General features: G+C 43.3%; 18 protein-coding genes. 16 read left to right on the top strand and 2 right to left on the bottom strand.

Annotated elements, in window-relative coordinates; genetic code table 11:
* The first annotated feature begins 293 nt into the window (after positions 1-293).
* The 4 genes from ftsE to CRO04_RS24510 are packed head-to-tail and all read left to right on the top strand — an operon-like array spanning position 294 to position 4,414.
* Positions 294-980 carry a cell division ATP-binding protein FtsE gene (gene ftsE, locus CRO04_RS24495; RefSeq protein ID WP_097006876.1) on the top strand — a complete coding sequence of 229 codons (687 nt, stop codon included), beginning with the start codon at positions 294-296 and terminating at the stop codon, positions 978-980.
* Positions 970-1,878 carry a permease-like cell division protein FtsX gene (gene ftsX, locus CRO04_RS24500; RefSeq protein ID WP_097006877.1) on the top strand — a complete coding sequence of 303 codons (909 nt, stop codon included), beginning with the start codon at positions 970-972 and terminating at the stop codon, positions 1,876-1,878. The genes ftsE and ftsX overlap by 11 nt, the downstream gene beginning before the upstream one ends.
* A 12-nt stretch (positions 1,879-1,890) precedes the next feature.
* Positions 1,891-3,093: a murein hydrolase activator EnvC family protein gene (locus CRO04_RS24505; RefSeq protein ID WP_097006878.1), complete on the top strand. Its 1,203-nt coding sequence runs from the start codon at positions 1,891-1,893 to the stop codon at positions 3,091-3,093.
* A gap of 22 nt (positions 3,094-3,115) precedes the next feature.
* Entirely contained in the window at positions 3,116-4,414 is a 1,299-nt protein-coding gene (locus CRO04_RS24510; RefSeq protein ID WP_097006879.1) for a S41 family peptidase, read from the top strand.
* Between the two features lie 59 nt (positions 4,415-4,473).
* On the opposite strand, the gene CRO04_RS24515 is transcribed toward CRO04_RS24510, so the two are convergent.
* Complete coding sequence (locus tag CRO04_RS24515; RefSeq protein ID WP_097006880.1) at positions 4,474-5,499, bottom strand: threonine aldolase family protein; 1,026 nt, start codon at positions 5,497-5,499, stop codon at positions 4,474-4,476.
* A 194-nt stretch (positions 5,500-5,693) separates the two neighbouring features.
* Between CRO04_RS24515 and leuD the strand changes: the two genes are divergently transcribed.
* From leuD to CRO04_RS24560, 9 genes are all read left to right on the top strand, one after another.
* Entirely contained in the window at positions 5,694-6,173 is a 480-nt protein-coding gene (gene leuD, locus CRO04_RS24520; RefSeq protein WP_097006881.1) for a 3-isopropylmalate dehydratase small subunit, read from the top strand.
* A gap of 3 nt (positions 6,174-6,176) precedes the next feature.
* Complete coding sequence (locus tag CRO04_RS24525) at positions 6,177-7,418, top strand: 3-isopropylmalate dehydratase large subunit (protein WP_097006882.1); 1,242 nt, start codon at positions 6,177-6,179, stop codon at positions 7,416-7,418.
* Between the two features lie 17 nt (positions 7,419-7,435).
* Positions 7,436-7,927 (top strand): 3-isopropylmalate dehydratase, encoded by a 492-nt coding sequence (locus tag CRO04_RS24530; protein WP_097006883.1) that lies wholly within the window; start codon positions 7,436-7,438, stop codon positions 7,925-7,927.
* 10 nt (positions 7,928-7,937) lie between these two features.
* Positions 7,938-9,206, top strand: a complete 1,269-nt coding sequence (locus CRO04_RS24535; RefSeq protein ID WP_097006884.1) for a 3-isopropylmalate dehydratase large subunit — start codon at positions 7,938-7,940, stop codon at positions 9,204-9,206.
* Positions 9,207-9,301: 95 nt separating this feature from the next.
* The gene (gene uvrB, locus CRO04_RS24540) at positions 9,302-11,287 is read left to right on the top strand and encodes an excinuclease ABC subunit UvrB (protein ID WP_097006885.1); all 1,986 of its coding nucleotides are present in this window, start codon (positions 9,302-9,304) and stop codon (positions 11,285-11,287) included.
* 131 nt (positions 11,288-11,418) lie between these two features.
* On the top strand, positions 11,419-11,652 hold the full coding sequence (locus CRO04_RS24545) for a FeoA domain-containing protein (protein WP_097006892.1): 234 nt from the start codon (positions 11,419-11,421) through the stop codon (positions 11,650-11,652).
* Complete coding sequence (gene feoB, locus CRO04_RS24550; RefSeq protein ID WP_097006886.1) at positions 11,645-13,642, top strand: ferrous iron transport protein B; 1,998 nt, start codon at positions 11,645-11,647, stop codon at positions 13,640-13,642. Before CRO04_RS24545 ends, feoB begins: the two co-directional genes overlap by 8 nt.
* Positions 13,643-13,661: 19 nt before the next feature.
* Positions 13,662-14,441, top strand: a complete 780-nt coding sequence (locus tag CRO04_RS24555; RefSeq protein WP_097006887.1) for a threonine/serine exporter family protein — start codon at positions 13,662-13,664, stop codon at positions 14,439-14,441.
* Positions 14,435-14,854, top strand: coding sequence for a threonine/serine exporter family protein (locus CRO04_RS24560; protein WP_097006888.1), 420 nt, complete (start codon positions 14,435-14,437; stop codon positions 14,852-14,854). Before CRO04_RS24555 ends, CRO04_RS24560 begins: the two co-directional genes overlap by 7 nt.
* Here the strand turns inward: CRO04_RS24560 and CRO04_RS24565 are convergent.
* Positions 14,817-15,782 carry a DUF5688 family protein gene (locus tag CRO04_RS24565; protein ID WP_097006889.1) on the bottom strand — a complete coding sequence of 322 codons (966 nt, stop codon included), beginning with the start codon at positions 15,780-15,782 and terminating at the stop codon, positions 14,817-14,819. The two genes, CRO04_RS24560 and CRO04_RS24565, sit on opposite strands and share 38 nt — an antisense overlap.
* Before the next feature lie 231 nt (positions 15,783-16,013).
* On the opposite strand from CRO04_RS24565, the gene CRO04_RS24570 reads away from it, so the two are divergent.
* From CRO04_RS24570 to CRO04_RS24580, 3 genes are all read left to right on the top strand, one after another.
* Positions 16,014-18,320: an efflux RND transporter permease subunit gene (locus tag CRO04_RS24570; RefSeq protein WP_242974636.1), complete on the top strand. Its 2,307-nt coding sequence runs from the start codon at positions 16,014-16,016 to the stop codon at positions 18,318-18,320.
* Positions 18,310-20,427 carry a hypothetical protein gene (locus CRO04_RS24575; protein WP_097006890.1) on the top strand — a complete coding sequence of 706 codons (2,118 nt, stop codon included), beginning with the start codon at positions 18,310-18,312 and terminating at the stop codon, positions 20,425-20,427. The genes CRO04_RS24570 and CRO04_RS24575 overlap by 11 nt, the downstream gene beginning before the upstream one ends.
* Positions 20,428-20,673: 246 nt before the next feature.
* Entirely contained in the window at positions 20,674-21,120 is a 447-nt protein-coding gene (locus CRO04_RS24580) for a hypothetical protein (RefSeq protein WP_097006891.1), read from the top strand.
* The last annotated feature ends 673 nt before the right edge of the window (positions 21,121-21,793 follow it).

Raw genomic sequence — 21,793 nt, forward strand, 5'->3', positions numbered from 1 at the left:
CTGACTCTTTTCATAGGGCGAAGCCCGTAAACCGAGATGAAGCGAAGCGTAATCGAGGTTACACTGCGGAGTCGCGGAAAGAGACCAGTACGTTGTGCTTGCACAAAAGCATCTGTATTGCTGACTCTTTTCATAGGGCGAAGCCCGTAAACCGAGATGAAGCGAAGCGTAATCGAGGTTACACTGCGGAGTCGCGTTTCTATGTATTCGCGTTTTCTATGAATTTGCGGTTTCGCATTTTCACCCATTTGTAAAAGAAAAACACGCTATGTTAAATTACTCAGAGGACAAAAATGATTGAATTATGGAACGTAAGTAAAACATACGAGGCGGGAAACAAGGCACTGCGTAACATCAACATGACTGTGGCGGACGGTGAATTTGTTTTCATCATCGGCAGAAGCGGCTCAGGAAAATCCACTTTGCTGAAAATGTTATTAAAAGAAGTGGAGCCCACCTCTGGTAAGATAATTGTAAACGATGTAAATTTAGGCAAGATGCCAAGGCGTTTTATTCCCAGATACCGCCGGAAGCTTGGCATGGTTTTTCAGGACTTCCGGCTTTTAAAAGACCGGAATGTATATGAAAACGTGGCGTTTGCCCAGCGGGTCATCGGAGCCTCCACAAGAAGCATAAAAGAGTCAGTACCTGCCATGTTAAAGATGGTTGGGCTGTCTTCCAAGTATAAATTTTTCCCGCAGCAGCTTTCCGGCGGAGAGCAGCAGAGGGTCGCGATAGCCAGAGCGCTCATTAACAGACCCGAGATACTATTGGCAGACGAGCCAACAGGAAACTTAGACGGACACAACTCCATGGAGATTATGAAGTTATTAGAGGAGGTCAACAAACAGGGTACTACTGTGATTGTTGTTACTCACAGCCAGGAGATAGTAGACCGTATGAAGAAGCGGGTAATTATGATGGATCGCGGAACCATCATAAGCGATGAGAAAAAAGGCGGTTATACATATGAGAATTAGTACATTTTGGTATTGTCTGAAACAAGGTGTAATAAACATCTGCAAAAATATATTATTTTCACTGGCATCGATCGCTACCGTATCCGCATGCATTTTTCTTTTCTGTCTGTTCTTCTCCATCGTGGTTAATGTTCAGTATGTAGTTAAAAATACAGAGAGCACAGTTGGAATCACTGTATTTTTTGACGAGGGGCTTGATAAAAATAAAATCACCCAGATAGGAAATGAGATCAAGTCAAGAAAAGAAGTTAAGGAAGTAAAATTCACTTCTGCTGAAGAGGCATGGGCGGAAGCAAAGAAAGAATACTTCGGTGATTTGCAGGATCTTGCAGAAGGATTTGAAGAGGACAATCCTCTGGCCAACTCTTCCTCCTATACGATATTTTTAAATGATTTAACCAAACAGGATGAAATTGTTACCTGGTTAGATGGAATAGAAGGAGTAAGAAAAGTCAATTATTCCAAAACAGCAGCGGAGGGAATGAACAGCTTAAACAAAGTGATAGGAATCCTCTCCATGCTCATCATCGGTGTACTCCTGGCAGTTGCCATATTCTTAATTAGCAATACGATATCCGTAGCAGCCGCGTTCCGGAAGAATGAGAACCAGATCATGAAGCTGATTGGTGCCACCAATTATATGATAAGAGCTCCGTTTGTAGTGGAGGGAGTGATCATCGGTCTGGTAGGGGCCTCAATTCCCCTGATTGCTATTTATTTTCTGTATCGTTCTGCAGTACAATATGTAGTGACAAAATTCAGCATATTATCCGGGTTATTTCAGTTCCTGCCTGTTGATGTCATTTTTCCTTATATGGCGGCAACGGCTATGTCGCTGGGGCTTGGAATCGGATTTTTTGTCAGTTTCTTTACAATCCGCAAACATTTAAAGGTGTAAGGGGAGAAGCCCATGAAGCACGGAAAAAGGCTGCTTGCTGTGGGAATCGGTCTTTTTATGGCCGTATCATGTATATTTCCCTCCTATGGTACAAAGAATGAGGTAAATGATGCAAAGAAAAAGGCCAATACCATAGAAGATGAGAAAAAGGAAGTGGAAAGAGCCTTAAAAGAGCTGGAAGGTTTAAAATCGGATGCTTCCGTTTATGTCAAAGGCTTAGATGACAAACTGGCTGATTATGATAAGCAGCTGACAGCGCTGACTTCCCAGATCTCAGCCAAAGAAGAGCAGATTAAAGCAGCAAAAGCCGACTTAGAAGCTGCCAGTGAAGCACAGGAACATCAGTACCGGAATATGAAACTGAGAATTCAATATATGTATGAGAAGGGTGAGACGAGCTATCTGGACTTGCTGTTTAGGTCCGCCGATCTCACCCAGCTTTTTAACCGGGCGGAATACATTAGAAGTATTGCTGCATATGATAGAAGAATGCTGGAGGACTATAAAAGAACCAAAGAAGAAGTCAGTCAAAGAAAGGTGCTTCTAAATGCAGAGTATGAAAAGCTGCTGGGATATCAGACTGCTGCCAGAGAAAAAAAGCAGGAGGCTGAGGCTCTTTTACAGGCTAAGAATCAGGAACTAGCCTCCTACCAGAACCGGATATCTAAGAATCAGGAAAATCTATCTGAACTGGAAAAAGATTTAGCGGCGCAGGAACAGCGGATCAAAGAGATGGAAGCTCTGATACGCAAACAGGAAGAAGAAGCACGCAAAGCGGCGCAGAAGGCCGGGAAAACGTATAATACGGTGGCAATCGGGAATATTAAGTTTATATGGCCCTGTCCATCTTCTGCAAGAATCACCTCTTCCTTTGGGGACAGGGATTCTCCAACCGAAGGAGCCTCTTCCAATCATCAGGGCATTGATATCGGAGCTTCATCTGGTAACGATGTTTTAGCTGCTGCTTCCGGGACAGTAACGATTTCTACATACAGTTATTCTGCCGGCAATTATATTATGATTCATCACGGCGGAGGAGTTTATACTGTTTATATGCACTGTTCCCAACTCCTGGTTTCAGCGGGGCAGGAAGTATCGCAGGGACAGTTAATAGGAAAAGTGGGTTCTACCGGATATTCCACGGGACCGCATCTCCACTTTGGGATCAGAGTGAATGGAAGTTATGTAAATCCAGTGAAATACGTAAGCCCATAATGAGCTAGATAGGAGAATGACAGTGGAAAGTAAGAATAAATTTTGGAAAGGTGCCCTGGTCGGGGCGCTTCTTACCACATTGGCAGGTCTTATAATCGTTGGCATGTCATTAGGTATTTTTTTAATTGGAAGAACTGCAATTGATGGAAAAGGACAGACAGCAGAATCTGTTCAGGCAGAGAATCAGGACGGCAATCTGGATTTAAACCGGATTGCAGCAAAAATCCAGACGATTCAGAGTGTCATTGACAAGTATTATCTCTTTGATGAAGATAACAGCAAAGTGGAAGACTGGATCTATAAAGGAATGCTCTATGGTCTGGAGGATCCATATACCGTTTATTATACTGCAGCTGAGTACGAAAAGCTGATGGAAGATACGTCAGGAGAATATTGCGGAATAGGAGTGATGGTGAGTCAGAATGCCTCAACCGGAGTGATTACTGTGAGTAAGGTATTTGAAGGAACTCCCGGGGCTGAAGCAGGAATCCTACCCGGCGATATCCTGTATAAGGTCGGAACCAAAGAAGTGACCGGAGTGGATTTGGAGCTGGTAGTAAAAGACTACATCAAAGGGGAAGAAGGAACGCCGGTTACCATCACCGTTCTTCGTAAGGATGCGGGTGATTATATTGATATGACTATGGAACGCCGCCAGATTACAGTTCCCACAGTGGAATATGAAATGCTGGCTGACAATATCGGATATATCTCAGTAAGCCAGTTTGATACAGTGACCTCGGAGCAGTTTAAAGGTGCTATTGATGATCTGGAAAAAAAGGGAATGAAGAAGCTGGTGGTTGATTTAAGGAATAACCCGGGAGGGGTTGTGGATGCAGTGGTATCCATGCTGGATTACATTCTTCCTGATGATCTGGTTATTGAAGGAGATCCTAATCTTGTCAGAACCAAGAAAAATAAAACACTTCTTGTATATATGGCGGATAGGAATGGAAAAGGTGACCAGTATTATGCTTCTGACGGTCATGAGGTAGATCTTCCAATGGCGGTTCTGGTCAATGGGCAGTCTGCAAGTGCTTCTGAAGTTTTCTCCGGCGCGCTGAAAGCATATGACAGAGCAAAGCTGGTTGGAACGAAAACGTTTGGTAAGGGAATTGTTCAGACCTTATTCCCGTTAGATAAGGGAACGGCAATTAAGATGACGGTTGCCCATTATTATACCCCCAGCGGCTTTGATCTACATGGCAAGGGACTCCAGCCCGATGTTATGGTAGAGTTAAAAGAAGAGTTGAAATCGAAGATAAAGATAGAGCATGAAGAAGATAATCAGCTGATAGAAGCCATTCAAGCATTAAATTAGAAACTAACAGCCCTTAAGAGACGGCAGAAAAAACTGCCTGTATCTTAAGGGCTGTTTCACTATATGGAACAGGTTTTCAGTACACTCAGAAAATGTCCGCACTCCTCTTTGCTGGTAGCCCAGGAGGTGACCAGACGAATGACGGAGCGCTCCTCTCCCTTTTCTTGTATAGAGAATACAAAATCCTTCTGAAGCGTTTTGATCACAGCCTCAGGAAATATAGGAAACAGCTGGTTTGTAAAAGCAGGAGAGGCAAATGAGTAACCGCAGTCTTTGATTCCTTCTCTTAAAATCTTAGCCATATCATTGGAATGAGAGGCCAGTTCATAGTAGAGGCCGTCTGTAAACAGCTCTTCAAACTGAATGCCAAGGAGCCAGCCTTTTGCCAGCAGAGCGCCCCGCTGTTTTACCATGAAGCGGAAATCCGGTTTTAATTCCGGGTGACTGATAACCAGTGCTTCTCCAAAGAGTGCACCGGCTTTTGTTCCGCCAATGTAGAAAACATCCGTAAGTGCTGCGATATCTTTCATTGCCAGGTCATTCACCGGACTGGTTAGTGCAGAGCCGAGGCGGGCTCCATCTAAAAACAGATAAAGCTCCTTCTCACGGCACAAATGGTGAAGTGATTCCAGTTCCGCTTTGGTATATTGGGTTCCGGTTTCTGTAGAGTTGGAGATATAAACCATTTTGGGCTGAACCATATGCTCATCGGTATGATAATCTAACGCCTGGATAATATCATCAGGAGTCAGCTTTCCGTCTTTTCCCGGCATAGTCAGAACTTTATGACCGGTAGCTTCAATGGCACCGGTTTCATGGACATTAATATGCCCCTGAACGACACAGATTACTGCCTGCCACGGCCGCAGAGCAGTTCCGATGGTAATCAGATTGGTCTGGGTACCGCCGACTATGAAATGAACATCGGCGTCTTCTCTCCCGATTTCCTGCCGGATTATTTCCCGGGCACGGTTGCAGTGTTCGTCCATTCCGTAACCGCCATTCTGAACCAGATTGGTCCGGGTAATTGCTTCCAGGATCTTTGGGTGAGCGCCTTCGCTGTAATCGTTATTAAAGCTGTACATATAATATCCTCCTGATCGTTAATGGTATAAAAAATATGATATACTAAATGGACCAGATTTACAATGGCGTATGAATCAGAAATAGTATAATCTTATGTTATATTAAATATTCTTATCATGTATTATTATTATATTAAAGGCTGTGGTAAAATAAACAAAACAACAGGTATTACTTAGGAACAGGAGGAAGCCTTATGCCGTCAGGAGCAATTTTTAAATTTCATAATGATCTGGATACTGATCAGATTATAGGATCCCAGTATCTTTTATTGCCTGATCTTGAAGAAATGAAAGTACATACATTTGAATCTCTGGATCCCGAGTTTCCGAACAAAGTTAAACCAGGAGATTACGTGGTAGGCGGGGAGAATTTTGGCTGCGGTTCATCGAGAGAGCAGGCTCCGGGTGTTTTAAAAGCATTGGGCGTAAAAGCGGTGATCGCAAAATCATTTGCCAGAATATTCTTTCGAAATGCAATCAATATCGGACTTCCGGTTATTGTATGCAAAGAGCTTCCCGATGAAGTAAATACAGGGGATAAGATGGAGCTTTTCTTATCAGAGGGAATTGTCAGGGCCAACGATAAAGCGTATTCCTGTACAAAGCTTCCTGAATATATGCAGAATATTTTAAATCAGGGTGGTCTGATTGCATCTCTAAATAAGGAGGATTAAGGCATGGGAATGACAATTGCAGAGAAAGTGATAGCGGCTGCTGCCGGTGTGGACCATGTAAAACCGGGAGATATTCATACGGTTCATTTAGACCGCCTGATGAGCAATGACGGGACCACTCACTTAACGGTTGATATGTATCATAATAAACTGACGAATCCCCGCATTGCAGATCCCGGAAAACTGGTCTTTATTGTAGATCATAATGTGCCTGCAGACAATCCAAAGACGGCTGCAGCACAGAAGAAGATGCGGGATTTTGCCAGAGAGCATCAGATTGACTTCTGGGAAGGAAAGGGTGTATGTCATCAGATTATGATGGAAAATTACGTCTGCCCCGGTGAACTGATTTTTGGTGCAGACAGCCATACCTGTACATATGGTGCCTTAGGAGCCTTTGGAACAGGAGTGGGCTGTACGGATTTTCTATACGGTATGGTAACTGGCACATCCTGGGTGCTGGTTCCGGAATCAGTGAAATTCAATCTGGTGGGAAAGCTGCCTGATGGAGTCTATCCCAGAGATTTAATGCTTACAATGATCGGACAAATCGGAGCGAACGGGTGCAACTATCAGGTGATGGAATTTAGCGGTGAAGGTGCAAAGACGCTGAGTGTCAATGACCGTATGGTTTTATGCAACTTATCCGTTGAGGCAGGAGCTAAAACAGGTATTTTTGAAGCAGATGATATTGCGCTGGCGTATCTGGAAGAACGGGGAAGAAAACCGAAAGCAGTATATAAAAGTGATCCGGACGCAGTCTACGCAAGGGAATATACCATTGATTTGTCGGCGATAAAACCTGTGGTTGCCCGTCCGGATTTTGTAGATGATGTGGTTCCTGCAAAAGAGGTTTGCGGAGTAAAAATAGATGAAGCATTTTTAGGATCCTGCAACAATGGGCGAATAGAAGAACTGAGAGTGGGTGCGGGGATCATCAAGGGGAAAAAGGTGGCAGACAGTGTACGGTTTTTAGTAGTTCCGGCGAGCCTGGAGGTATATAAGCAGGCATTAGCGGAAGGGCTGATTGATATATTTATGGAAGCGGGTGCCATCGTAATGAATCCGAACTGCAGTGTCTGCTGGGGAAGCTGCCAGGGAGTAATCGGGGAAAATGAAGTGCTGATCAGTACAGGAACCCGTAATTTCAAAGGCAGGGCAGGGCATCCGAGCTCCAAAGTATATTTAGGTTCTGCTGCCACTGTGACGGCATCAGCGATTGCCGGAGAGATTACACTTGCTTAACAGAAGGGGATATGAACATGGAGACATTTACAGGGAAGGTCTGGGTTCTGGGTGATGATATCGATACGGACATTATTATTCCTACAGAATATCTGGCACTGAAAACCATAGAAGAGATGAAGCAATACGGTTTTAGCCCTCTCCGTCCGGAACTGGCCGGACAGATCAGTAAAGGGGATGTGATTGTTGCAGGAAAAAATTTTGGATGCGGATCATCCAGAGAGCAGGCTCCGGAGATCATCAAGGCTCTTGGGATCAAATGCGTAATTGCAAAATCTTTTGCAAGAATATTTTTCCGCAATTCCATCAATAATGGGCTGCTTCTTATCGAACAGCCGGATTTATATCATGATATAAAAGAAGGCGATACCATCGAAGTTACGGTAAATAAGCATGTGGAATATAGGGGCAGATTCTACCAGATCGCCTCCCTGCCACAGAATCTGGTGGACATTATAAGTGCAGGTGGACTGGTGAAGGCCATGAGAAAACGGAACGGACTGGATTAAGGAGGGGGCAATGGGAAGTACAATCATTGAGAAAATAATCAGGCATAATACAGGTGCGGACAATGTAAAGCCGGGTGACATTGTTACCGTAAAAGCTGACCGGGTGATGATTCATGACATTTTCATTCCCTTTGTCGCAGATAAATTTGAGGAGATGGGGTTTAAAAAGCTCTGGGATCCGGATAAAGCGGTCTTAATCTATGATCATCTTGTGCCGGCCAGTCAGTTAGATGATACCAGACACTTTCGGATTGGAGATGCATTTGCAGCAAAATATGGAATGTCACATGTGCACAGAAGTGATGGAATCTGCCACCAGCTGATGACGGAAGCCGGTTACGTAAAACCAGGTGATGTGGTATTTGGTACAGACAGCCATACCACCACATACGGCTGTGTAGGAGCATTTTCCTCTGGAATCGGGTATACGGAGATGGCGAGTATCCTGGGTACGGGAACTATGTGGATCAAGGTACCGGAGACAATCAAAGTGGTGATTGATGGTAAGCTGCCGGATCATGTAATGTCAAAGGATATTATCCTGCGGCTGATTGGGGACTTAGGTGCGGATGGTGCGACTTATCTGGCACTTGAATTTACTGGAAGTACTGTGAAGGAAATGTCTGTTGCAAGCCGCATGACTATCGCTAATATGGCGGTTGAAGCAGGGGCAAAATGTGCTTTGTTTACCCCGGATGAGAAAACTGCTGAATATTGCCAGATAGAGCTAAGTGATTTCCAGAAGAGTCTGACAGGAGATGACGATGCTGGATACAAACGAGTGATCAGGTATCAGGCGCAGGATTTTGTACCTGTTATGGCATGTCCTTCCCAGGTGGACAAAATAAAACCGGTCAGTGAACTGGAGGGAATTCTCATTGATCAGGTATTTATCGGTTCCTGTACCAATGGACGTCTGGAGGATTTAGCGGCAGCAGCAGAGGTTTTAAAGGACAGAAAAGTAGCAGATTACGTAAAGCTAATTGTTACACCTGCCAGCCGGAAGGTATACCAGGAGGCTGTGGAACAGGGAATTATGGAGATTCTTTCTGAGGCAGGTGCCATCATCACCCATCCGGGGTGTGGATTATGCTGCGGCAGAACTGGAGGAATTCTAAGTGACGGAGAACGGGTAGTAGCTACCAATAACCGGAATTTTCTGGGAAGAATGGGAACTTCCAGGGTAGAGATATATCTCGCCTCTCCCAAAATGGCAGCAGCCTGTGCTGTAACCGGACGGATTATCAGCTTAGATGATTCATTTTTTAAACAAAAATAAAATTAGAACAAATGTTCCTTCCCTGCCTATACTTTTTATCTTCGCTATGTTATAATCTTGGTACGATATTGTCACCAAGGAGGTAAAAAGAACGTATGGAGTTTCAATTGCATTCAGAGTTTGCCCCGACCGGCGATCAGCCCCAGGCCATAGAACAGCTTGTGAAGGGATTTAAGGAAGGCAATCAGTTTCAGACCTTACTGGGAGTTACCGGATCTGGAAAGACCTTTACTATGGCAAATGTTATACAGGAATTACAGAGACCCACCCTTATTATTGCACATAATAAAACTCTTGCTGCACAGCTTTACGGGGAATTCAAGGAATTTTTTCCGGAGAATGCAGTGGAGTATTTTGTTTCCTATTACGATTATTACCAGCCCGAAGCATACGTACCATCTACCGATACTTACATTGAGAAGGATTCTTCTATCAATGATGAGATCGATAAGCTGCGCCATTCTGCCACTGCGGCATTATCAGAGCGCCGAGATGTGATTATCGTTGCTTCGGTTTCCTGCATTTACGGACTGGGAAGTCCCATCGATTACCAGGAGATGGTGATTTCTTTAAGACCCGGCATGGTAAAGGACCGGGATGAAGTGATTCATAAGCTGATCGATATCCAGTATGACCGGAATGATATGGATTTTAAGCGCGGTACCTTCCGTGTTAGGGGAGATGTGGTGGAGATTTTTCCTTCCTACTCCGGCAGTGAGGCTTACCGTGTGGAATTTTTTGGTGATGAAGTGGACAGGATTACGGAGATTGATACACTGACCGGAGAGATCCGGGCAGAGCTGGGGCATATTGCGGTTTTTCCTGCCTCCCATTATGTTGTATCCAAAGATAAGATGGAGCGCGCAGCCCAGACAATTCTGGCAGAGTTAAAGGAACAGGTAGAGTACTTTAAAAGTGAGGATAAGCTGTTAGAGGCCCAGAGAATCTCTGAGCGGACTAATTTTGATGTGGAGATGATGAAGGAGACAGGCTTCTGTTCCGGCATCGAGAACTATTCCAGACATCTGACCGGGGGCAAACCTGGAGAACCTCCATATACATTAATCGACTATTTCCCGGATGATTTTCTGATCATTGTGGACGAGTCCCATATTACCCTTCCACAGGTGAGAGGAATGTACGCAGGAGACCGCTCAAGAAAGACCACTCTGGTGAATTTTGGATTCCGCCTTCCTTCTGCCCTGGATAACCGGCCTTTGAATTTTGAGGAGTTCGAATCCAAGATCAATCAGATGATGTTTGTTTCAGCCACGCCCTCAGTATATGAATCTCAGCATGAGCTTTTAAGAGTGGAGCAGATCATACGTCCAACCGGACTTCTGGATCCGGAGATTGATGTGAGACCGGTAGCAGGACAGATTGATGATCTTATCTTTGAGGTCAATAAAGAAGTGGAAAAGAAGAACAAGATTCTGATAACCACCCTGACCAAGCGTATGGCAGAAGATTTGACGGATTATATGAGAGAGGTAGGTATCCGGGTGAAGTATCTCCACTCCGATATCGATACTCTGGAGCGTTCTGAAATCATCCGGGATATGCGTCTTGATGTTTTTGATGTTCTGGTAGGAATCAACCTGTTAAGGGAAGGTCTTGATATTCCGGAGATTACGCTGGTGGCAATCCTGGATGCGGATAAGGAAGGTTTCCTGCGTTCAGAGACTTCCCTGATACAGACCATAGGAAGAGCGGCCAGAAACTCGGAAGGGCACGTTATCATGTATGCGGATAACATGACTGATTCTATGAGGGTGGCGATTGAGGAGACCAACCGGAGAAGAGGGATTCAGGAACGGTATAATAAAGAGCACGGGATTACACCCACTACGATTAAAAAGGCGGTACGTGATTTAATTGCGATTTCCAAAGCTGCTGCTGCAGATGATAAGGAATTTAAAAAGGATCCCGAATCCATGGATGCAAAGGAGCTGGAGAAGCTTTCAAAAGAACTGACAAAAAAGATGCATCAGGCAGCGGCAGAGTTGAATTTCGAAGAGGCTGCAAAGCTGCGTGACAGAATGGTTCAGGTGAAAAAGATGCTGCAGGATATCAACCAGTAAAAAACATGGTACAGATATACGGTTGGTATTGACAATGATTCTCAAAAAGTGTAGAATCTCTATGGATGCAATCCAGGGAGAGAACCCTGGTGTGCCGGTTTGTGAAAGGGCTGCATTCAGAGGAGATTATTATGAAGCTTCATGAAGGAGATATCGGAAAGACCTACACGGTATACAGTGTAATGGTAAAAGATTCCATTACAAGAAGGCTGGAAGCCTTGGGCGTCAACGAGATGACGCCGGTTACCCTGCTGAATAAGAAGGGGAGCGGAACTGTGATCATCAAGGTCCGGGGGACTCGTCTGGCTCTGGGAAGGAAGATCTCAGAGGGAATTGAAATAAAGGAGGAGACCGCTCATGAATGAAGACAGCAGAATGATCCGCGTGGCATTTGTGGGTAACCCGAACTGTGGAAAGACAACCTTATTTAATGCGTTTACCGGTGCCAGATTAAAAGTGGCAAACTGGCCTGGAGTTACAGTAGAGCGTGTGGAAGGGGAGACCAGCTATAAGAATCAGATGATCCGGGTGATTGATACACCTGGAATTTACAGCCTGACCAGCTATACAATTGAAGAGATTGTTACAAGAAAGTGTCTGGAAGATGAAGATGTTGATGTCATCATCAACGTTGTGGATGCCTCCTCTCTGGAACGGAATCTCTATCTTACGCTTCAGCTTCTGGAGCTGAAAAAACCAGTCATACTGGCACTTAATATGATGGATATCGTGGAAGACAGGGGAATGGAGATAGATCTTCACCGTCTGCCGGAGATGCTGGGGAATATTCCTGTTGTCCCGGTTTCTGCAAGAAAGAGGACCGGTCTGGATGTGCTTTTGCATGCAGTTGTTCATCATTATGAAGAAGGACCACAGGGAGTGGTAGTCACATATACGCCGCGGATTGAAAATAAGATATCCAAAGTAGAGACAGTTCTGAAAGCCAATTATGGAAAATTAAAGAACTTACGGTGGCATGCCATTAAGTTTCTGGAATATGATGAAGAGGTTGCAAACGATCATCCCGTTAATCTAAGTAATATCATTGACCATAACTATGAAAAAGAGATAATCAATGAAAAATATGATTATATAGAGGGAATCATTCATGAATGCCTGGTAAACAAAGAACAGAAGGCCGCAATGACGGATAAGATTGATGCTTACCTTACGCACCCGTTCTGGGGCGTTCCCCTGTTCCTCGGAATTATGGCACTGGTGTTTTTTCTGACCTTTACAGTGGGAGATTTCTTAAAAGGATATTTTGAGGTGGCTCTGGATCATTTATCATCGTTAATGTATCAACTGATGGCAGGCATTCATGCGGCTGACTGGATTATCTCACTGGTAGTGGATGGGATTGTTGCCGGTGTGGGCGGAATCCTTACCTTTCTTCCTAATATATTTATTTTGTTTCTTGCACTGGCCTTTTTGGAAGACAGCGGTTATATGGCCAGAGTTGCTTATGTTATGAATGAAATTATGGGAAGGGTTGGGCTTTCCGGAAAAGCATTCCTACCCATGCTTCTGGGGTTTGGCTGTACGGTGCCTGCTGTGATGGCAGCCAGGGCGCTGCCAAGTGAAAGGGACAGGCGGAGGACCATACTCATCACACCTTTTATGTCCTGTTCAGCCAGACTTCCTATTTATGTTTTGTTTTCAGAGATGTTTTTTCCAAAACATGCGTTGGTTGCGGCTTATTCCCTCTACTTGATCGGGCTTATGGTTGCAATTGCTATTGCACATTTGACCCATAAGATGATAAAATCAGAAGAAGAGGACACGCTTTTAATTGAGCTGCCGGAGTATAAGACTCCCAATGCCAGAACAGTTACCATCTATGTCTGGGATAAGGTGAAAGATTATCTTGGGAAAGCGGGGACTACCATATTTCTTGCGTCGATCGTACTCTGGTTCGTGATGAACACCGGATTTACCGGATTTGTTGCAGATGTATCACAGAGCTTTGCAGCCATGATCGGCAGAGTTTTAATTCCTGTTCTTACTCCGGCAGGACTTGGAGACTGGAGAATTGCAGTGGCGCTCATTTCCGGACTTTCTGCAAAAGAAGTGGTTGTTTCCAGCTTCTCTGTGTTATTTGGAATCAATAATATCAACTCTGCAGCAGGAATGGGAGAATTGTCAGGATTGCTTGGACATATAGGGTTTGGCGGTGTCAACGCTTATGCACTGATGATTTTCTGCCTCTTGTATTCCCCGTGTATTGCAGCGGTTGCTACTATTAAGAAAGAAACCGGCTCCCTGAGATTTACGCTTGGTACGGTTTTATTTCAGCTGGCAGTTGCCTGGGGATTTGCAGTTTTGGTATACCAGATTGGTAGCCTGATTTTTTAATTAGATAGAGGATGAGCCGATGAATGATAAACTGCTTGTGGAAACTGCAGTTCTGGCAGGTGAGATTATGTTGATAAGTGGTGCGGAAATCTTCCGTGTGGAGGATACCATTGACCACATTTTAAGAAAAGCAGGTCGGGATACCGCAGAATCGATTGTTTTTTCCACAGGCATTTTTGCGTCCCTCAATGATCCAGCCATTGAAGCAATTACGGTGGCCCGCAGGGTCACGGTTAGAAATACCAATCTAAACAGGGTATATCTGGTAAATAATGTATCCAGAAAGCTTTGTGCAGATCTTATCACAGTAGAAGAGGCGTATCAGCAGCTGAAAGAGATTCGGGGAACGGTACAGTTTCAGAAAAGACTGAAGGATATGGGTTTTGTGGGAGTGGCAGTGTTTTTTACCCTGCTTCTGGGTGGAAGTGCAAGAGACTGTCTGGCGGCGGCTGTTACTGGAGCTGTATTAGCTGGAGCAGCGAAGCTCTCTGTAAGAATTCGTCTGAATGATTTTTGCTCCAATGCCTTTTGTGCATTCTTAATTGCTTTTACCACTCTTTTTCTGGAACGATGGATCTGGTCAGGAATAAAAAGTGATATCATCATTATCGGTGCTATCATGCCGCTTGTACCGGGGGTGATCTTTACCACTGCAATCCGGGATACATTAAACGGGGATTATGCATCCGGCACAGCCAGAATGATGGAAGCCGTAGTGATTGCTCTGGCAGTTGCAGCAGGAGTGGGAGCAGGAATGGGACTATATCAATGGCTGACTGGAGGGAGTTTTCTATGGTGATTCAGACAGCAGGAGCGTTTCTTGCAGTAATCAGCTTTTCTTTATTATTGGAGATTCCTAAAAAATATTTTGTTTTATCTGGCGGAATTGGAGCTGCCGGCTGGCTGGTGTACCTTCTTGTGCAAGCCGCAGCCGGTTCGGTGATAGCTGCGGCTTTTTTATCCAGTCTGCTGGTAGCACTTTCCAGTCACATTGCTGCCAGAATCTATAAAGCTCCCGTTACGGTATTTTTGGTAGCAGGAATCCTTCCTTCGGTTCCTGGAGCCTCTATTTACAGAAGTGTATCCTGTGTAATCAGCAACAATCCGGAGCTATCCAGCCATTATCTGGTGGAGACACTTCAGATCTCAGGTGCCATTGCCATGGCGATTTTTATCATGGATTCATTGTTCCGATTGGGAAAGAAGAAGTAAAAGCGATGGACAGATGTTCCTGTGATTTGGAATAGAGATAGATATGATTGGACAGACGGTCTTCTTTGGCAACCTCTTCCTGGTTGATAGAGAAGACCGTTTTGGCCAGTTCCTCATAGGAAATATGTTCACTGTATGGAATCAGCAAGACTTCGTGAATGCTGGAAGGCAGAATGATTAAATCGCCTCCTGTGTGTTCTGCGAAGTCTTTTAATATGCCTTCATAAAATATGCAGGCTGCTCCATGAATTCCATGGGAATTGGTTAAGACATACATGGGAGGGGATAAGGGAGAGGGTTCGAAGAATCCGTCCCAGTCCTCTTCTTTTATTTCTGTGTCAGAGGCGTTCCCGGCAATTTCTTTTATTACCTCCATAAGCGATTGAATTTTAGCGGGAAACAGGCGTGGCGTGTTGGTATTGGCGGCCTCAAATAAATCTTCGGTGGATATGTTCCATAATTTCTGATGGGATTTGTGGATAAGAGCTGAAAAAAGATGGTCTTCACTTTTATTAAGAGACAGGCAGAAGATTAATGCCAGATCAAGATCTGGAAAAGATAAATGAGGGAGATCGGATAACAGGGATTCATTGGCAGATTCGTTAATGAGGCGGAACATGATCTTGTCGGTCAAGGGAATTTGTGAGTGAAGCTCTTCCAAATATAAATCCTCGGGCAGATGCTGTGACTGGTATAAATCCAGAATCTCATCAAGAACCTGGGAAAAAGGCGTCCCTTTTTTGTAGATGTCATAAAAGGTCTGAAGATAAATGGCCGGAGCGGTGTTCTCGTTTGCTTTGCTGATACAGATGCCGTTTAAAATAAGTCCGTTGTTCTTTGTGATGCTTTGCAGCGTCAGGTTATAGCCGGCGCCAAGGCGCTCTTCCAATGATTCCTTTACTTCTTTTTGAAATTGTTCGTATACCATATGTATACCTCCTTAGATATGATCTATGTAAATCGCAGGATGCGAGATACAGCAATAAGAAATGAGATTAAGATGTGACGAATCAAATCCATTATATCGTAATCGATAAAAAATGACAACATGTTTAGACATATTTCGAATTTTGTCGAAAAATCATTCAACTTAAAAAGATTGTATAATTACAAAAGGGGAAATTGGTATTATTGTATACACTGAAAAGACTAGAAGAGGATGAGGACAGTGAAAACAAAAGAAAAAATGAAACAGCATCATGTTAGCAGGCCGAAGAAAAGACATTCAGGACTCATTGAACTGATTGTTAAGAACGGCAGACGTATCGAAAAGATTTTCGCATTGGCAGTCATTATCTCAGCTGTCTGTGCATGTTTTGTACATGTCAATTATGATTTAAGTGAATACCTTCCTGACTGGGCTCCTGCCAAAAAAGGTCTGAATGTTATGGAAGAGCAGTTTGGATATCCTGGCACGGCAAGGGTTATGGTTGGGCCGGTTACGTTGTATGAAGCTAAGGCCTATAAAGACCGGATTGCTGACATCGACGGGGTGGATATGGTGATGTGGGCAGATACCACCACCGATGTTTATAAAGCCAATATTTTTATCAACTATGATGATATCCAGGATTACTATAAAGACAATTATGCTGTCATGGATATTATATTTAAAGAGGGTGACTCCAGCAGCCTGACGAAGTCGGCAATCAACCAGATGCAGAAGCTGACCGGTGAAAAAGGCTATTTTATGGGATCAGCAGTTCAGAACAAATCGTTAAATGAAACCCTCACAAGGGAGATCAGCATTGCCATGGCAATGGGAGTTGTTATGATTGCAGTGGTTCTTTGTGTAACGACAACCTCATGGTTTGAGCCGTTTCTCTTTTTAATGATCATGGGAATTGCAATCATCATAAATATGGGATCCAATTTAGCCATTGGTACGATTTCATTTATTACGTTCAGTGTGGCTTCGATATTACAGCTGGCTGTAGCCATGGATTACTCGGTTTTCCTTCTGGACAGTTTCACGAAAGAAAGGGAAAAAGGGGACGATCCGGTAACTGCCATTACCAATGCTCTACATAAAGCCCTTCCTTCCATTCTGGCCAGCGGGGCAACAACCATTATTGGTTTCCTGGTTCTGATGCTGATGCGTTTCTCCATTGGACGGGACCTGGGATTTGTTCTGGCAAAAGGAATTGTGATCAGCCTTGTTACTGTACTGTTTTTAATGCCATCTCTTTTGCTTCGCTGGGGTGACAGAATCAAGAAAACAGAACATCGTTCATTTATGCCGTCGTTCCATGGGCTTGGTATCCTTGTACATAAAGTGCGCTATGGCGTTCTGACTTCTATCGCAGTTCTTATTATACCGGCTTTTGTGGCACAGAGCATGAATGCATTTACGTTCGGAAACAGCGCACTTGGATCCAGTCCGGGTACCAGGGTATATAACGACGAACAGCAGATTAACAGCCGTTTTGGAAAGAGTAATCTGATTCTTGCTGTTGTACCCAATACAAATATGGTGACGGAAAAGAATTTAACGGATTCATTGAAGGATCTTGATTATGTCAGATCTGTGACATCTCTGGCCGGTACCCTGCCGGAGGGGATTCCGGAAAAGATTCTGCCCAAAAGCCTGACAAGCCTGATGCATACAAAAGATTACAGCAGAATTATGATCTATGTAAAGTCTTCGGATGAAAGTGATTTTGCATACCAGTGTTCCGATGAGATCAGTGCCCTGGTAAATCAGTACTATCCGGAGGGAGCTTATATAACAGGTGTAATACCTTCTACTCAGAATATCCAGACGATTATTACACAGGATTATAACTTTGTAAATATTCTTTCCATACTGGGCGTTGGTCTGGTGGTTATGTTAACATTCCGCTCACTGATTATACCTGTCATTGTATTGATTCCTATTGAAGTCGCTGTATTTTTCAATTTTGCAATTCCTTATTTTACAGGAGAGAAGATACTGTATCTGGGCTATATTATTGTCAGCTGTCTTCAGCTGGGAGCAACGGTTGATTATTCCATTCTGATGACGAATAACTATATGGATATGAAGAAAAAGTATCCGGAAAAGGCCAGAGCCATTAAGCATACAGTATCCAAAAGTGCGCTTTCCATCCTGACTTCAGGTACCATCCTGACGATTGTCGGATACGGCTTGTATTTTGTTTCTTCTGTATCTGCGATTGCAGGTCTTGGGCATTTAATCGGCCGGGGCGCATTGATCAGTGTGATCATGGTACTGTTTTTGCTGCCGGTTCTTCTGACACTGGCAGATCCTGTGCTGATGTGGGAGGATGGGAAACGGCAGAAGATCGCAGCTGCCCATCTGGCTGTGATTGAGAAGAAAAAAGCATTTAAGGCGGCTGTAATAGAAAAAAAGAAAGAACGGCTGGAAAAAATAAAGGAAAGCGCCGCTGACCAAAAAGGCGCACAGGATAAAACGACAGAAGATAAGAAGCAGGATAAGGAGGAAGTGAAAACCAATGAAAAGTAAATGGAGCACAGCATATCGGCTGACGGCAGCAGCGTTAATCACTTCAATGATCAGTATTACCATGGCAGGAAACAGTTACGCCGGTCCGCCAACCGTATTAACTGATGAAACGTTATATGTTAATCTGGATTATTACGGAAAAGAGATGGACAGCAGTGTTGTAAAGGGTGTAACACTGAATGGAAAGCGGACCTTTTCTGATTATGGAACCTATAAAGATATCACCAATATGTCTAATTACGCAAAGCCGGTGGTTGACGGCGACACTGTGACCTGGGAGCTTCCGGAAGATGCCAAAGACCGCTTCTATTATGAGTGTCAGTTAAATAATGGAGAAGTAGTTCTTCCCTGGGATTTTGATATTTCATATAAATTAAACGGTATACCAAAGGAAGCACAGGATCTGCTGCATGCGGACGGTCTGGTGGAAATCGATGTCCACTGCATCCCCAATAAGAATGCCAATCTGTATTATCAGAACAACATGCTATTACAGGTAGGAACGATGGTAGATATGGAGGATGTGAATTCCGTTGAGGCGCCAGGAGCGCAGATCCAGTCCCTGGGTACGTATAAGGGGGTTCTTTTTGCAGCAGTACCAGGGGAGGAAAAGACTTTTCATATTGAAATCAGCTCCCACGATTTTGAATCCAGCGGAATCATAATGATGATGGTACCAGGAACCCTGGATCAGATCAGTGATATTGCCGATGTAAAGGAAGCAAAGGATACGTTTAAGGATTCCACGGATCAGTTATTGGATGGTATGAATGAAATGCTGGACACCCTGCACAGCATCAGTGACGGCATGAAAGTTGCGAAGAAGGGACTGAACCAGCTTCAGGGAGCCAGGGAAAACTTTGATGCATCAAAAGATCAGATTATTTCAAGTGCAGATGCCAGCATAGACGGTCTGGAGGCGGCAAATCAGAAGATCAGTCAGCTTGCACCGGATATCAATGCAAATAAGCAGGGACTCGATGAGGTGAATAAAAAAGTAAATACTCTTGTAGAGACGCTTCAGGATTCCGGGGAAGATTTTTATAATCTATCCTCATCGTTGAGAGATTTAAAAGATTCCCTGGGCGATTTGCAGAATGGACTGGAGGAATCGGATGCAGATCAGATTACAAGTGAAATTGCGGATATTGAACAGCAGCTTGATGGAATTCAGGGTGTTTTAAATAAACTTGGTTCGACTGCTTCCCCTTCCGAGGCACTAAGTGAGGAAGATTTAAAAAATCAGGCTGAGAGTATGCAGGCTCTGATGACTGATATGGATGAGGTTTTAAATGACCTGGAATTTGCCCTGGGTGCAGATGCGGTATCCAAGCTGCGGGCCCAGCTTCAGCAGGTTGCTGAAACTGGAACGAGTAATCCCAATGCTTCTGCGCTGTTACAGACAGCAGCTGTTTTATCAAAGATATTAAACTCCATGAATAAAATTTTATCCAGCGTTCGTTATACAGTCTCAGGAATTGATGTACAGGGCGGCGTAAAAGACAGCAAGGCGGTTGTAAGCAAGCTTGCTTCCATTACATATGATATTGATACGACAATTGGTGATGTGGTCAGTTTAAATAAAACAAAGAACGACAATAAGCCGGCCTTTGATTTAATGCTTAATGATACGGCGGCTTCGGTGGAAGAAATCAGTTCTGCTACCAATCAGGTGATTTCACTGTTTCGAAGTGTTCAAAATACCATTAAAACCAACCGGGGTGCGGTAGAAGGCGGTACGAAGGATACTTTAAATGGTTTAATTGATATTTTGGAAAAGGCAGCGGATACCTCAGCCACCACAAGCAAACTAAAGGGAGCAAATGAGAGTATCAGGAACAGCATCGATGAGAAACTGGACAAGATTGCAGATGACAATAACCTTTTGGAAATGAATTTAGATGCCAGTATGGTATCCTTTACATCGGATAAGAACCCGGCTCCTTCCAGCATTCAGATTGTTTTAAGGTCGGAGGAGATATCAGAGGATGATGTAAATAGCAATGCAGTGGATATTGAACCTGCAGCAGTGGATGTGGGAGTATGGCAGAGAGTGAAGAATGTATTTTCTAAGATCTGGAATGCAGTTACGGGTATTTTTGGGTAAGGAAATTATTTAGCAGGTGAAGACATGTTTGTTCGGTCTTCACCTGCTTATTTTTTAGCTGAAAGATATATATGCTTATCTAGTTATATATTTATAAGGGAACATAAAAATGTTCCTGTAAATATAATAGACAAATAAAGAAAAAATCAATATATATCTGTTATCATTGAAAAAATAGAGTTATAATCCAATTAGATATTTATTGATTCATGGAATGATTATAAATATGATCCTGGGGGAAAACATATGACAAATATTGTTGGGATTACAGTTTATGGAGTTTTATATCTATTGGCAATGGTTTTGCTTTTATTTCTATTTTTTCTTGGAAAAAACTGGCTGATGTTTATTGGTCTGTCTGATTTTTTAATCATGGGGCTGATTCTGTCAATAACCATAACCAGATACAATTATGTAGATATGATCCATGATAAAAATATGGTGGAGGTCAGCAGAACAGAACGGATGCCTGAAATCGTGAAGGTGGGTAATATTTACAGGAGCAATTGGAAAACGGTCCAGATTGCATATGGTCTGCCTGAAAATGAAAAAGAGTATTTTTCCGTAATGAGAAGCAGGAATGGGTTGTTGTCATTGAGGGAGTGGTGTTACATACCAGTGGAGGTAGTGATTTTGAAAGATAGGAGAAACGATATATGGACCGGTTTAATATTATTAACTATTAAAACTTAAGCCAAGTATCCAGAATACATAAATTAATAACAATCGTCTCTGAAAATTTAAACAAAAAGTGTTACGATTTAAGATTTAAAACGTCTATATAATAGAGGGTAATAACTTAAAGTAAAACGAGGAAAGGCCTGCAATGAATGTAAAAAAACTTATTGTTATTTATTATTTGTTTTAGCTTTTAAAAAGAGAGGGGGAGTGTATCGTCTACAATTAACTAGACAGAAATTTTAAGGGAATATACAATAGTTTTAATAAAGAAAGATTAAAGCTTTATGTCTCAAAGAGTGATTTGCTACTTACATCAATTCCAACGTAAAGTGGGTTCATAAAATCACCTTCTTTCGTAGTTAGATTTATTACAATCGACTTGGTAAAACCCATGATCATGGGGCATCGACACCCTCGCATATAGGAATTCAGCTTAAGATGGACAGATGCGAAACCACACTGCTAGATGGTCGTCCATGAACTTAAGCAAACAGCCAGCCGGTTTGAAGCTAACTTCCATTTCAGGGGAACAGACTTATTATGAAGCAACCAACACTGGTTCAACGGGAGATGGAAGAACTATTACCTGATTGACACTAAGACAATTATATCATGGGCTTAACTAAGCCTATTGAACAAAATTAATTAAGTTATCAAGGTACATTTATGTATCTTAAAAATATTA

It is taken from the genome of Lacrimispora amygdalina (assembly GCF_900205965.1).
Classification (GTDB): Bacteria; Bacillota; Clostridia; order Lachnospirales; family Lachnospiraceae; genus Lacrimispora; species Lacrimispora amygdalina_A.